This window comes from Ancylobacter defluvii (genome assembly GCF_018390605.1).
In the GTDB taxonomy this organism is placed as follows: domain Bacteria; phylum Pseudomonadota; class Alphaproteobacteria; order Rhizobiales; family Xanthobacteraceae; genus Ancylobacter; species Ancylobacter defluvii.
Genome location: NZ_JAHBGD010000005.1, coordinates 740851 through 754770, shown reverse-complemented (window position 1 = coordinate 754770; position 13920 = coordinate 740851). Strand labels below are relative to the sequence as shown.

At 68.0% G+C, this 13920-nt stretch carries 13 protein-coding genes; 3 read left to right on the top strand and 10 right to left on the bottom strand.

Annotated elements, in window-relative coordinates; translation table 11 throughout:
- Positions 1–17: 17 nt before the first annotated feature.
- On the bottom strand, positions 18–923 hold the full coding sequence (locus tag KHC24_RS06110; protein ID WP_213360651.1) for a LysR family transcriptional regulator: 906 nt from the start codon (positions 921–923) through the stop codon (positions 18–20).
- A 119-nt stretch (positions 924–1042) separates the two neighbouring features.
- Here KHC24_RS06110 and KHC24_RS06105 point away from each other — a divergent pair, with 119 nt between their 5' ends.
- Entirely contained in the window at positions 1043–2056 is a 1014-nt protein-coding gene (locus KHC24_RS06105; RefSeq protein WP_246546180.1) for a zinc-dependent alcohol dehydrogenase family protein, read from the top strand.
- Positions 2057–2100: 44 nt separating this feature from the next.
- On the opposite strand, the gene KHC24_RS06100 is transcribed toward KHC24_RS06105, so the two are convergent.
- Positions 2101–2550, bottom strand: a complete 450-nt coding sequence (locus KHC24_RS06100) for a PPC domain-containing DNA-binding protein (RefSeq protein ID WP_271180661.1) — start codon at positions 2548–2550, stop codon at positions 2101–2103.
- A gap of 335 nt (positions 2551–2885) precedes the next feature.
- Between KHC24_RS06100 and KHC24_RS06095 the strand changes: the two genes are divergently transcribed.
- Entirely contained in the window at positions 2886–3692 is an 807-nt protein-coding gene (locus KHC24_RS06095; protein ID WP_213361320.1) for an ATP-binding cassette domain-containing protein, read from the top strand.
- A gap of 80 nt (positions 3693–3772) precedes the next feature.
- Here the strand turns inward: KHC24_RS06095 and KHC24_RS06090 are convergent, their stop codons facing one another.
- Positions 3773–4972, bottom strand: a complete 1200-nt coding sequence (locus KHC24_RS06090) for an MFS transporter (RefSeq protein ID WP_213360649.1) — start codon at positions 4970–4972, stop codon at positions 3773–3775.
- An 83-nt stretch (positions 4973–5055) separates the two neighbouring features.
- Between KHC24_RS06090 and KHC24_RS06085 the strand changes: the two genes are divergently transcribed.
- Complete coding sequence (locus tag KHC24_RS06085; RefSeq protein WP_213360648.1) at positions 5056–6063, top strand: AraC family transcriptional regulator; 1008 nt, start codon at positions 5056–5058, stop codon at positions 6061–6063.
- Positions 6064–6183: 120 nt separating this feature from the next.
- On the opposite strand, the gene KHC24_RS06080 is transcribed toward KHC24_RS06085, so the two are convergent.
- The 7 genes from KHC24_RS06080 to KHC24_RS06050 all read right to left on the bottom strand — a co-directional run bounded on the left by KHC24_RS06080 (position 6184) and on the right by KHC24_RS06050 (position 13723).
- Positions 6184–7068: an NAD(P)-dependent oxidoreductase gene (locus KHC24_RS06080; protein WP_213360647.1), complete on the bottom strand. Its 885-nt coding sequence runs from the start codon at positions 7066–7068 to the stop codon at positions 6184–6186.
- Positions 7069–7124: 56 nt separating this feature from the next.
- Positions 7125–7817 carry a GntR family transcriptional regulator gene (locus KHC24_RS06075; RefSeq protein ID WP_213360646.1) on the bottom strand — a complete coding sequence of 231 codons (693 nt, stop codon included), beginning with the start codon at positions 7815–7817 and terminating at the stop codon, positions 7125–7127.
- A 54-nt stretch (positions 7818–7871) separates the two neighbouring features.
- Positions 7872–9293: an aminotransferase gene (locus tag KHC24_RS06070; protein WP_213360639.1), complete on the bottom strand. Its 1422-nt coding sequence runs from the start codon at positions 9291–9293 to the stop codon at positions 7872–7874.
- Between the two features lie 80 nt (positions 9294–9373).
- The gene (locus KHC24_RS06065) at positions 9374–10231 is read right to left on the bottom strand and encodes an ABC transporter permease (protein ID WP_213360637.1); all 858 of its coding nucleotides are present in this window, start codon (positions 10229–10231) and stop codon (positions 9374–9376) included.
- Between the two features lie 11 nt (positions 10232–10242).
- The gene (locus tag KHC24_RS06060) at positions 10243–11175 is read right to left on the bottom strand and encodes an ABC transporter permease (protein ID WP_213360635.1); all 933 of its coding nucleotides are present in this window, start codon (positions 11173–11175) and stop codon (positions 10243–10245) included.
- A gap of 154 nt (positions 11176–11329) precedes the next feature.
- A complete protein-coding gene (locus tag KHC24_RS06055; protein WP_213360627.1) occupies positions 11330–12535 on the bottom strand; it encodes a hypothetical protein in 1206 nt (401 codons plus the stop codon).
- A gap of 63 nt (positions 12536–12598) precedes the next feature.
- A complete protein-coding gene (locus KHC24_RS06050) occupies positions 12599–13723 on the bottom strand; it encodes an ABC transporter ATP-binding protein (RefSeq protein ID WP_213360625.1) in 1125 nt (374 codons plus the stop codon).
- Positions 13724–13920 lie beyond the last annotated feature (197 nt).

Sequence of the window (13920 nt, the reverse complement as noted above, 5' to 3'; positions counted from 1 at the left end):
TTCACAATCGGCGGCGCTCATAGCTCGGCGCTGCCGGGCAACTCGGCTGCGAGGGCATCGAGGGCGAGCCGCACCCGCAAGGGCAGCTGCGGCGCCTGCGGCCACAGCGCATAGGTGGTGAAGACCAACTGAGGCAGGTTTTTCATCACCGGGACGAGGGTGCCGGCACGGACCCGGTCGCGGATCAGCCAGCAGGGCAGCCAGGCGAGGCCGTGGCCGGCCTCGGCCGCCTCGGCGATCGCCTCCAGATCGTCGAAGCGAAGCCGGCTCGGCGGCGTCGCCTCCAGCGGCCGGCCCGCCTCGGACGGAAACTGCCAGCTGCGGATGCGCCCTGCCCGTCCATAGGTCACGGCGTGGTGGGCGCCGAGGTCCTCCAGCCCGCCCGGCGCGCCGTGTGCGGCGAGATAGGACGGCGCCGCACAGACCACCATGCGCTGCAGCCCGACCGTGCGCGTCATCAATCCCGCGCCGTCGCCGATGGCAGAGTTGCGGATGGCGAGATCGAAGCCGTCCTCGATGAGATCGACCGGCCGGTCGCTGAAGGAGAGGTCGAGCTCCAGCTTCGGGTGCCGCGCCGCCAGCGCGGCCAGCACCGGCGCGACGCAGCGGCGGCCGAACAGCACGGGCACCGAGACCCGGAGACGTCCCGTCGCCTCGCGCCGTCCCGATTCCAGCACCGCCTGCGCCGCCCGCAACTCCTCCAGCGCGCGCTGGCAGCGCTCGTAATAGAGCTGGCCGTCCTCGGTGAGCGCCTGGCTGCGGGTGGTACGGTGGAACAGCCGGGTGCCGAGCCGCGTCTCGAGCCGCGCCACCGTCTTGGCCACCGCCGAGCGGGTGAGATGGGTGCGCTCGGCGGCGGCGGCGAAGCTGCCGGCCTCCACCGCGGCGACGAAGATATCGAGGCCGTTCAGCATCTCGCGCATGGGATCGGCTCCTTAGGGGATACAATCTCGGGAGATTTTATCGCCACCGCGTCCCCTCGATCAACGATACATCGGATGCCACCCCATCGCGCAAGCAGGAGTTGGCAATGAGCGGAACCATGAAACGCTGGGAAATGAACGGGCTCGGCCGCGAGCGGCTGCGGCTGGAGACGGTGGCACGCCCTGCCCCGCAACCGGGCGAGGTGCTGGTGAAGGTCGGCGCCGTGTCGCTGAACTATCGCGACAAGCTGATGATCGAGACCGGCATGGGCCTCGCCCTCGCCTTTCCCTTCACCCCCGCCTCCGATCTCGCCGGCACGGTGGTCGAAACCGGCGAGGGCGCCGGTCGCTTCCACGCCGGCGACCGGGTGATCTCCACCTTCGCGCCCGACTGGATCGACGGCAAGCCGCGCGGCGACGCCCGCCGGCCGCCTTATCGTACGCTTGGCGGCACCTGTCCGGGGGTGCTGGCGGAATATGTCGCCTTCCCGGAGGACTGGTTCGTCCGCGCGCCGGCGACGCTGGACGCCGCGGCGGCGAGCACCCTGCCCTGCGCCGGGCTCACCGCCTGGTTCGCGCTGATTGAGGCCGGGCGGCTGCATGCCGGCGAGACCGTGCTTATCGAGGGCACCGGCGGGGTCGCGCTGTTCGGTGTGCAGATCGCACTGGCGCATGGCGCCGAGGTGATCGTCGTCTCCGGCAGCGCCGACAAGCTCGCGCGGGTGAAGGCGCTCGGCGCCCGCCATGGCATCGACCGCTCGCGGGAGGACTGGGTGGAGGCGGTGCTGGCGCTGACCGGCGATCGCGGCGTCGACCATGTCATCGAGACCGTGGGCGGCCCCCACACCGGCAAGGCGGTGCAGGCGACGGCGGTGGGCGGGCGCATCTCGCAGATCGGCGTGCTGGAGGGCTTCGAGATCGTCGCGCCGGGCGGCCCGCTCATGCTCAAGAACGTGACGCTGCAAGGCATAAGCGTCGGCCATCGGCGGGCGCTGGAAGACTTCGTCGCCGCCGTCGAGCGCACCGGCCTCGAACCGGTGATCGACGCCCGCTATCCCCTCGCCGCGCTGCCGGACGCGCTCGACCATCTCGATCGCGGCGCCTTCGGCAAGATCGTGGTGGAGATGGCGTAGCCGGCACGCCGTGGACGGCCGGGCATGGTTCTCAGACGCGGCTCTCAGACGCGATCGGCGATGCGGATGAGAGCCAGCCCGCTTTCGGCATCGATCCGCTTGTGCAGATGCGCCGGCGTTTCGGTGAGGATGATCTCCAGCGTCGGACGCACCTCGCCACGGGTGAGATGGCCCGCCAGCGCGGTGCCGTCCCGGCGCCCGAGCACCACATGGACGTGGATGGCCGGCTTGCCCTGCGGATCCAGTGCGACGTCTCCGGCCAGCGAGGCCACCTCGACCTGCTCGCTAACCGGGATCTTGTCGTAGGACTTCTGCTCCCAGTCGAAATAGCTGATCACCGCCACGCGGAAGGCGCCGATGGCGGAGAAATGCGCGGCGGTCAGCTGTTCGCGTTCGGCGAAGGCTTGCAGCGACGCCATCGCCTCGTCGCCGGTTTCCAGGATGATGGCGAATGTGCGCAGGCCACCGGCCTCGGCGAGCATCTTCGTCTGCACGGAACACCTCGTCGTCGGTTACACAAGGGCAACGGCGCCGGACCGCAGACGTTCCCTCGCCCACGCCGCCGGCTGGCCGAAGCGCCGGCCGGTCCGCCGAGCGGTCCATGCGTGCTGGAACGGCGTTCCGAGCGATGTTTTTTTGTAAATATTATAATCTAGTGGAGCGCGGACGGAAGACGGTGCGGCAATGAACTTGCCGGGCGCGATCTATACTGTCGCGCATTTGACGATCACCGATGCAATGGCGTAAGCCGGACTTGCGATCCGCCATCGGATGCCCGCTTCAGGAAGGACACCGCTTGAACTCGCCGCTGATGTCGCCCTCGCCGCTCATGTCGCCCGTGCCCGGCGCGGTCGATGAGGTCGCTCCGCCGCTGTTCGACCTCGACGAGGTTCGCTTCGCCGTGCCGGGACGGGTGCTGCTGGAGCCGCTGACGCTGGCGCTGCCGACCGGGCGGGTGATCGGGCTGATCGGCCATAACGGCTCCGGCAAGTCGACGCTGCTGAAGATCCTCGCCCGCCAGCAGCCGGCCTCCGGCGGCACGGTGCGCTTCGCCGGCCGCGCGCTCGGCGACTGGACCGACCGCGGCTTCGCCCGCAAGCTCGCCTATCTGCCGCAGGCCTCGCCGCCGGCCGCCGGCCTGCTGGTGCGCGAACTGGTGGCGCTCGGCCGCTATCCCTGGCACGGCGCGCTCGGCCGGTTCTCCGACATCGACCGGCGCAAGGTCGACGAGGCGATCGAGCTGACCGGCATCGCGCCCTTCGCCGACCGGCTGGTCGACACCCTCTCCGGCGGCGAGCGCCAGCGCGCCTGGCTGGCGATGCTGGTGGCGCAGGACGCCGAATGCCTGCTGCTCGACGAGCCGACCTCGGCGCTCGACATCGCCCACCAGCTGGAGGTGCTGACGCTGGTGCGGCGGCTCTCCGCCGTCAAGCGGCTCAGCGTGATCGCGGTGCTGCACGACATCAACATGGCGGCGCGCTTCTGCGACGAGATCCTCGCCCTGCGCGAAGGGCGCCTGATCGCCCGCGGCACGCCGGCCGACATCGTCACGCCGCCGCGCCTGGAGGCGATCTACGGCGTGCGGATGGAAGTGCTGGCGCGGGCCGACGGGGCACTGCTGGCCGCGCCGCTCTGAGCTCTGCCGGCCGTCGCCCGAGCGGCGGCCGATCCCGTCGTTCCGGATCGACCGCCGCGAGGCTCACGCCATCGCCAGGCTCACGCCGTCGCCACCCGGCGCGTGCGCACGCCGAGCAGGACGATAAGCGCGGCGGAGAGCAGCACGACGCTGGCGACGGTGAACACGCCGGCGGCACCGTCGATCTCGAACACCAGGCCGCCGCCGGCGGCACCGACCGAGATCGCCAGCTGCACGGCGGCGACGAGCAGGCCGCCGGCGGTCTCCGCCTGATCCGGCACCGTGCGGGTGAGCCAGGTGGACCAGGCGACCGGCACCGCGCCGAAGGCGAGGCCCCACAGCGCGATCAGCGCCGCATGCCCCATCGGGCTGCCATGCAGGGTGACGAGGCCGATGCCGAGCGCGCCCATCAGCAGCGGCATCGAGAGCAGCGCCAGCTTCAGGCTGCGCTCGATCAGCGGTCCGGCCAGCAGCGTGCCGACGAAATTGGCAAGGCCGAAGCCGAGCAGCATGCCCGACATCGCGCTGATGCCGACGCCGGTGACCGTCTCCAGGAACGGGCGGATATAGGTGAAGACGGCGAAATGGCCGGCAAAGGCCAGCATCGCCGCCAGCATGCCGAGCGCGATGCCCGGCCGGCGCAGCACTTCGGCCAGGGTGCGCAGTCCCGCCGAGCCGGTGGGCGCCATGCGCGGCAGGGTGATCATCTGCGCCACGATGGTCAGCACGCCGAGCCCGGCCACCAGCAGGAACACGGCGCGCCAGCCGATGAGGTGGCCGAGATAGCTGCCGACCGGCGCGGCGAAGATGGTCGCCGCCGAGACGCCGGAGAAGATCATCGACAGCGCCCGCGGCACCATCGCCTCCGGCACCAGCCGCATGGCGAGCGCCGCCGACATCGCCCAGAAGCCGCCAATGGCGATGCCGAGCAGCACCCGCCCCACCAGCAGCAGCGGCAGGCCCGGCGCAAAGGCGACGAGCAGGTTGGAGACCACCAGCAGCACGGAGAAGCCGATCAGCAGGTGCCGGCGGTCGATGCGCTGGGTGGTGGCGGCCACCAGCAGGCTGGCCACCAGCGCCACCAGCGCCGTCGCCGTCACCGCCTGGCCGGCGGCGCCCTCGGTGATGCCGAGTTCCGCCGCCATCGGCGTGAGCAGGCTGGCCGGCAGGAACTCCGCCGTGACCAGCCCGAACACGCCGAGCGTCATCGCGCCGACCGCGGCCCAGGCCGGCTGCTCCTGTGCCTCGGCGACGTCTTCAAGGGTGAGCGATTCGCTCATTCACGAATCCTTTCGAAGGATTGATGTTGCATGGCAGCACGCTAGGCTGGATTCGCCGGACGATATATGCCAGCGTGTCCGGCATGCTTGATCAATCGTCCGATAATGCTGCGCTGCGCTCGGCATCACCATCTTCGCCGGATGTGGTGAGCGAGCTGCTGGTGGGCATGCGCCTTGTCGGGCTGAACTACCGGCGGATCCAGATCTCCCCGCCTTTCGGCCTCGGCTTCGGCCGGGCGGAGGCGCGGGCGCAGTTCCATTTCGTCGCCAAGGGAAGCGTGTTCCTGCGGCGGCCGGGCGAGCCCGACCAGAAGCTGGAGACCGGCTCGGCGGTGCTGCTGCCGCATGGCGGCGCGCATGACCTCGTCTCCGAGCCCAACGTGCCGAGCCGCGAGATCGCCGCCTTCTGCGCCGCGCCGCTGTGCCGGACGGTGGGCGACATCAAGGAGTGTGCCGACGACGTCTGCCGCAGCAAGGACGTGGTGATCTTCAGCGGCTGCATGGGCTTCGAGCTCGGCAGCCTCAACCCGCTGGTGGCGATGATGCCGGAGGTGATGTCGGTCGCCACGCTGCTCGACCGCTATCCGGAAATCCTGCCGATGCTGGAGGCCATGGAGCGCGAGGCGCGCGGCGACCGCGCCGGGTTTGCCGGCATATTGGCCCGGCTCGCCGAGGTGGTGTCGGCCTTCGTCGTGCGGGCCTGGATCGAGTGCGGCTGCGGCACGGCCACCGGCTGGGCGGCGGCGCTGCGCGACCCGCGCCTCGGCCGGGTGATCGCCGCGGTGCATCGCGATCCCGGCCGCGACTGGACCGTCGCCGATCTCGCCGCCGAGATGGGCGCGTCGCGCTCGGTGTTCGCCGAACGCTTCCTCGAGGTGACCGGCGTGACGCCGCTGCGCTACCTCACCGATCTGCGCATGCGGCTGGCGGCGCAGTGGATCACCCGCGACCGCGTCTCGATCGAGGATGCCGCCCATCGCCTCGGCTATGGCTCGCAGGCGGCGTTCAGCCGGGCGTTCAAGCGGGTGGTCGGACGCGCGCCGGGCGCCCTGCGCGCCGGCGCTTACGCCACCGCCGACGCCGCCGAATAGCGGCGCGAGCCGCCCGCCCAGAGCGTTTCCGGTGTAATCCGGGTCACCGGAAACGCTCTGGCTCTTTGTTTCTGCGCAATTACTTTCGCAAAATCGCTGCGCGCTTTTGCGGGAATTGCCCTAGCCGCGATTGGCCTTCCTGACGATGTCGACGAGCTTCGGCACATACTCGTCGCCATGGCCGAGGCCGACGGCGAGGCCGAAGGAATTGCGCACCGCCGCCCCCACCGGATTGCCGCTGCCGAGCGCGTTGGAAAGGCTCGCCAGATAGGTGGTGTCCTTGAAGGCGTTGCTGAGGGTGAACTTGTGCGCCTCGGGATCCTTGTCCAGGAACCATTTGGAGAAGGTCTGGTAGAAGCCGCAATCCATCCGCCCGCCGCGGATGACGCTGTCGAAGGTCTTGTCGGTGATGCCGGTCTTGTCGGCGATCATCAGCGCTTCCGCATAAAGCGCGGCATAGCCCATCGACAGGAAGTTGTTCAAAAGCTTCATGGTATGGCCGGAGCCGGTCGGCCCGGTATGCACCACCTTGCCGGCGAAGGCGTTGAGGATCGGCGCGGCGCGGGCGAACGCCTCGTCGCTGCCGCCGGCCATGACGTCGAGCGTGCCGGCTTCCGCCTCGGCCGGGGTGCGCCCCAGCGGCGCGTCGATCAAGGTGATGCCGTCGGCCGCCAGCGCCGCCGCCAGCTTGAGGGTGACCGAGGGATCGGAGGTCGAGCAGTCGATCACCAGCAGCGGCCGGCCGGCGGCGCGCAGGCCGTCAGGGCCCTCGAACAGCGCCTGCACCTGCGGCGAGCCGGTGACGCAGAGCACCACCACGTCGACCTGCGCCGCCATTTCCCGCGGCGTCTTCGCCTCGACGGCGCCGAGCGCGACGAGGTTTTCGACCGGTGCCCGGTTGCGGTGCCCCATCACCGTGAGCGGCCAACCCTTGGTGACCAGGTTCTTCGCCATTCCATGGCCCATGAGGCCGACGCCGATAAAGCCGATGCGTTCTTTCGTCATGACCTGTCATCTGTGTTTGAAGGGCGGGGTGCGGCTTTGCCGCCATCCCCGCCGGTTCACCGCCATCCCCGGCGGCTGTAGAGATAGCGCTGGAAAGAGCGCAGGTCGGAGCAGCGCAGATGCCGCGCCGCTGCGGCGTCGCCGGCTTCGATCGCCATCACAAGTTCGTCCTGTATGTGCAGGGTGAAGCTGACGAAATCCGGATCGTGCGGCAAGTCCACCGCGAGGCAGGAGGCGATGAACGGCGCGTAGCGCAGCCGCAGCCGCATCACCATGTCGATCAGCACCGGCGACTTCGAACCATGCACCAGGGCGATGTTCCACCCCCTGATCGCCTTCATGGTCGCGAGGTGATCCCGCTCGGGATAGTGCACCCGCATGGTGTCGGTGTGCCCGTAGAGCGGCTTGGCCTCCTCCGGGCATTTTCGGGCGGCGAACTGCGCCGCCGCCTCGCCTTCCAGCAGCATGCGGATGGTCCAGATCTCGTCCGCCTGCTCGCGCGAGAGCTGCGGCACGCGGACGGATCGTCCCGGGATCACCTCCAGCGCCGAGTCGGCCACCAGCTTGCTGACCGCCTCGCGGACCGGTTGCATGCTGGTGTTGAGGAGAGTGGCCAGCTTGCGCAGGCTGATCCTGGTATCGGGCAGCCAGGCACCGTCGACGATGCGGCTTTCCAGCTCCCGATACGTATGATGCGCAAGTGTCGAACTCGACAGTCCGGGCCGATCCACGACGCTGTCTTCGACCATGCCACTCCCCCCAAGATATTGCCTTTGCCGGCGGCAATATCACGGAATCCGTGCTTACGTACCGGCCTTCGCGGCGAGCTGCGAGGTGACGTCCGCCATCGTCCCGGCGAAGAGATCGATGGCCTCGTCGCAGTCCGCCTTGGTGATGGAGAGCGCCGGGGAGAACGACACCACTTCGATGAACGGCAGCGCCCGGACCATCAGCCCGTTCTCCTGCGCCTTCGACGCAACCAGGCGATGCACCGCGTCGCCGGCCTGGAAGGGACGGCGCGTCGCGCGGTCGGCGGTGAACTCGACGCCGATCATCAGCCCCTCGCCGCGCACCTCGCCGACATAGGGATGCTCGGCGAGCCGCTCGCGCAGGCCGGCGAGCAGATAGGCGCCGGTGTCGGCGGAATTGGCGACCAGCCCTTCGCGCTCCATGATGTCGAGATTGGCCATGGCGATGGCGGCGCCGACCGGATGGCCGGAATAGGTGAAGCCGTGCATGACCGGGCCGAACTCGGCCGAGCCGGCCTCGAACACCTTCCACATGCGCTCGGAGATCACCGAGGCCGACATCGGGAAATAGGCGCTGGTGAGGCCCTTGGCCAAGGTGACGATGTCCGGCTTGAGCGTGTAGAGGCCGGTGGCGAACCACGCGCCGGTGCGGCCGAAGCCGGTAATGACCTCGTCGGCGATCAAGAGGATGTCGTGGCGGTCGAGCACCGCCTGCACCCGCTCGAAATAGCCGGCCGGCGGAATCAGCACGCCGCCGGTGCCCATGATCGGCTCGGCGATGAAGGCGCCGATGGTGTTCGCGCCCTCACGGGCGATCAGCGCCTCCAGATCGGCGATCAGCCGGTCGCAGAAGGCGGCCTCGCTCTCGCCGGCCGCCGCGAAGCGGTAGTAATGCGGGCAATCGGTGTAGAAGACCTCGCCGTCCGGCAGGCTCCACGCCTTGTGGTAGGACGGAATGCCGGTGAGCTGGGCCGCCGCCATGGTCAGCCCGTGATAGGCGCCCATGCGGGAGATGATCTTCTTCTTCTCCGGCGTGCCGCGCAGATTGGCGTAATAGCGCACCAGCTTGAAATTGGTGTCGTTGGCGTCCGAACCCGAGGTGCCGTAGAACACCCGCGCCAGATGATCGGCACCGGCATGGTCGTGGAACAGGCCGAGAATGCGGTCGGACAGCCGGATGGTCGCCTCGTTGGAGGCCGAGCCGAACAGGTGCCAGTAATTGAGATCGAGGATCGCCTGCTTGGCCGCTTCGGCGATCTCCGGCCGGCCATAGCCGACATTCACGCACCACAGGCCGCCGGAGCAATCGAGGATCGGCTTGCCCTTGTGGTCGGTGAGGCGCACGCCCTTGGCCTTCCCCATGATCTGCGGGCCGTTGGCCATATGCTGGGAGATGGAGGTCAGCGGATGGAACAGGCTGTTGCGGTCCATCTCCTCGAGCGAATAATTGCTGTCGGGTGTATCGAGATCGAGCATTTCACTGGCTTTCTATGGCACGCGGCATGAGGGGCTGGGCCTGGGCGGCGCCGGCTCAAGGAAATCGGAGAGGCTGGGGATCAGTTCTTGTCGAGCTTCACGAAAAGGACCCAGAAGAAGGCGCCCATCACCGGCAGCGTCACTGCCAGCAGGATGGTGGTGAGCGAGAAGATGATCGGCACCTGCGATTGCTGCGACGCCGCCATCGCCCAGTTGTAGATCGGCATGGTGGTCTCGATGCCGCGCACGAACAGCGAGCGCGGCAATTCGTTGAACGACAGCAGGAAGCCGAAGATGCCGGAACCGAGGATGCCGGGGCGCAGGATCGGCATCTCGATGTCCCAGAAGCGCCGCCAGGGCGAGGCGCCGAGATCCTCCGCCGCATCGAGCAGCCGGAGGTCGAAGCGGCTGGCGACCACCAGCACCAGCAAGATGCAGAACGGCAGCGCCCACACCAGCTGGGCAAGGAAGATCGACCACAGGCCCAGCGTCAAATTGAGCATGGTGCGCAGGAAGATGAACAGCGCCGCGCCCATGGTGAGGCCGGGCACGAAGAGCGGCATCAGCACCAGCAGCAGCGAGGCACCCGGCCGCGGCATCCGCGTCAGCGCGCGGCCGACCAGCGTCGACAGCACCATGCACACCAGCGCCACCCCGGCGCTCATCAGCAGGCTGGTGTTGAGCGGCGGGCGCCAGCGCGTATCGGCGAACAGCGTGGCGTAGTTCTGCAGCGTCAGCGGATAGGGCACGCCCGAAAGCGGGTTGGCGGTGAACGACATCACCGCCAGCCAGACCAGCGGGATGTAGATCATCACGATGGCGAAGCCGCCGGCGAACTTGGCCAGCGTCGTCCAGTGGCGGGAAGTTCCCAGCCGACGGCGGGCACGCGGCGGCGCGGCGGTGCGCTCGGAATAGGTTTCCATGGCGGCGGTGGACATGTGAACCTCCCTCAGCGGCGCATCGCGACGAACATGGCGGCGATGTCGGTTCGCCGGCGGGCGACGAGGATCAGCGCCGCCAGGCAGATGCCGAGCAGCAGGATCACCAGCGTCGAAAGCGCCGCCGCCGTCGGATATTTCAGCTGCTGCAGCGCCGAGTTGACCGAGTTGCCGAGCAGATCGACGAAGCCGCCGCCGAGCAGCTGCGGCTCGACGAAGGCGGCCATCAGCGGCACCAGCGTGAACACCACGCCGGCGACGATGCCAGGAAGCGCCAGCGGCACGATGACGTTGAACAGCGTCTGCGCCGGGCTGCCGCCGAGATCGCTGCTGGCCTGGATGAAATCATCGTCGATCAGCGCGATCGACATGAAGATCGGGAACACCATGGTGGGGAAGTGCGTGCCGAGCAGGCCGAAATGCACGGCGAACTCGGAATAGAGCAGCCATTCCACCGGCTGGTCGACGACGCCCAGCCAGACCAGCGCCGTGTTGATGGCGCCGTTGGTGCCGAGGATCGAGCGCCAGACGATGATCCGCGACGCCGCGTCGAGGAAGAACGGGATGGTCAGCAGGGTGATGACCGCCGCCTTGAATGTCTTCGACCGGCACCCCTTGGCGAGCCAGAGCGCAAAGGGAAAGGCGAGCAGGAATTCGAGGATCGTCAGGGTGATGGCGATCCGCAGCGTGCGGACCACCGCCATCCAGCGGCCGGAATCGATCAGCGAGAGCCAGGTCGCCAGCGTCGGCTCGTAGACGACGCGGAACTGCCGCACCTGCAGGAAGCTGAACAGCACGATGACCACCAGCGGCACGATGACCAGGAGCGACCACGCCAGCAGGAAGCCCGGCACCATCAGCTTCGACGGCGCCAGCCTGTCGAGCGCGCGTTGCAGGAACGGTCGGCGCGGACCGACCTCTTGGTGATCCAGTATCGCGGCCATCGGCAAGGCTCCTGGAATTGGGTGGGGTCGGGACGAGAAGGGCGCGGACAAGGGGCACAAGGCCCGCCCGCCTCGCCCGGTGCCGCGCGCGGCTTCGCGGCGGCACCGGCACGCGGATGCAGCCCACCCCGGCCAGGCCGGAGCGGGCCTCGCCTCAGGCGTTGAGGAAGCGCTGCCACTCCTCTTCCATCACCGCCGCATTTTCCGGTACGACCTTGCAATAGAAGGGCTTCTGGAACTTGCGCTTCACCTTCTCATCGGTCCATTTCAGGTTGTCGATGTCGGCCTGCGACCAGCCATGGTCGATGGCGTATTGCACGCCGAGATCCATGTTCGGGCCGGCATAGCCGCGCTCCTTCGCCTGGTAGGCGCGGTACTCGCCACCGAGGAAGTAGTTGAGCAGCTTGTAGATGTTGTCGACATTGTCGCGCTGCATCGCCGCCGTGGCGACGTTGGCGCCGTGGCCCCAGAGGTAATAGCCCTCGACGGTGAAGGCGTAGATGGTGGCATTCGGCCCCAGCGCGTTGTTCGCCTCCTTGGTGGCCGGCTCCCAACAGTTGATCATGTCGACCTCCTTGTTGGAGAGCAGCTGAACCTGCTCCTCGAAGGCCGAGAAGATGGTGCGGAAATGGCCGGCCTTCTTGCGCTCGACGAGATAGTCGGCGACCACGCGCGCCTTCTCCGCCGGCAGGTCGGCGGGATCCTCGACGTCGAGCCGGCCGTGATGCTTGAGGAAGTTGGCCGTCTCCGACATCGATTGCAGCCAGCTGCGGTCGATTGCGACGCGGCCCTTGACCTTCTCGCCCTCGAAGAAGGTGGTCCAGGGGATCTCGTCCATGCCGTTGGGGTTGGCGTCGATCGCGGCGGGGAAGTAGCCGAAGCAGTCGCCATTGCCGATCACCGGCACGCCGTACTGCTTGTCGTTCGCCCGCAGATAGGCGGCGCGCTTCCAGCTGTCGGGGGTGCGCTCCCACAACGTCAGCTGCGGGTGTTTCTCGTCGATCTCGGCGAAGAAGCCCTCGGGGCCGAGGATGTCTTCCGATCCGCCGTCGAAGATGAAGATGTCATGGGTGGCGCCGAGATTGTTGCCCATGACGTCGCGCATGAACACGCCGATATCGGCGTTGGTCGGCGTGTAGTCGATGCCGACGCCGGTGGACTTGGTCATGATCGACCAGTCCTTGAGCTGGGCGGTGGTGACGCCGTAGCCCTTGACCGCCTGCCCGGCCGCCCACGCCTGCTGCGAGATGCCCGGCATGATGGAAGCGGCGGCGCCGAGGGCGGACACCGAAAGCACGGTACTCATGAAGTCGCGGCGTGACATGTCGAAGTCGGGTTTTGCGATCTTGCCGTCTGTCATTACGGTCTCCTTCGCCGGTGAGGCGTGCTGGAAGGGTGTTGTTTTTCGCGAAATCGGTACTCTTCAGGCGTTCATCACGATGCAGTCGCCCTTCTTCCACCGGACGAAGGACGGGTTCCGGGCCGACGAAGCCGCATCCCAGATGCGGGCCTTCAGCGGGCCAAGCGGGGTCTTGACCGTTCGGTCGAGATATTTGCCCTTGTAGATCGAGGCCTCGGCCACGCAGTCGAGCACGTTGTGCCCGGTGGAGGGCTCGGGCGACGTATCGGCCAGTTGCAGCCATTCCGCGCGCATGCCGACCGCCACCTTGCTGCCGAGCTTCGGCGCCGCCTTGCCGGTCCAGCGCCCGTCGATGCGGCGGCCGCCGACCGACACGCTCGCCCAGCCGTCGGCCAGCGCGTCGAGCTCGCCCTCGAAGCAGTTGTCGACGCCCATGAACTTGGCGGCGAAGCTGCTGATCGGGCTGTCGAAGATCTCCGCCGGCGGGCCGGCCTGCTCGATCTTGCCCTTGCGCATCAGGATGATGCGGTCGCTCATGGTGAGCGCCTCTTCCTGGCTGTGGGTGATGTAGATGAAGGTCATGCCGAGCTGCTTGTGCAGCTGCATCAGCTCCACCTGCATGTCGACGCGCAGCTTCTCGTCGAGGGCGCCCAGCGGCTCGTCGAGCAGCAGGATCGCCGGGCGCGGCACCAGGGCGCGGGCGAGCGCCACCCGCTGGCGCTGGCCGCCGGAGAGCTGGTGCACCTTGCGGTCGTACATCTCCTGCAATTGCACCAGCCGCAGCGCCTCGCGGGCCCGCGCCTCGCGCTCCTTCGGCGGCAGGCCGCGCACCTTCAGGCCGTATTCGACATTGGCGCCGACGCTCATGTGCGGGAACAGCGCGTAGTTCTGGAACACGGTGGTGCAGTTGCGCTGGAAGGCGGGCACCTCGCGCACATCGACGCCCTCGAGCTTGAGCGTGCCGACCCGGTAGGGCTTCTCCAGCCCGGAAATCAGCCGCAGCAGCGTCGTCTTGCCCGAGCCGCTCTCGCCGAGAATGGTGAGGAACTCGCCGGGCGCCGCGGACACGCTGACATTGTCCAGCGCGACGACGCCGTCATAGGCATGGACGGCGTTGACGATCTCGAGAATGGGGGGCGCATGCCGGGGTGCGGGAGCGGCATCTGCGAACGTCGTTGAGCTGGACAAGGACACGGACCTCCAGACGGCGTGGGCATCGCAATCTGTGATCACAAGGCAATGATCGTGCCAGAGGTAAAAAATGGCCTTTCTGGCAAAACGACACCCCGATTGCCGTTTCTGGCTATTTCATGGGCTTGATTAAAAGTGCTTCGTAATTGGTCAATTGCCTAAGGCTGGAAGGCAGTTTTGTGCCTCCGACCCGC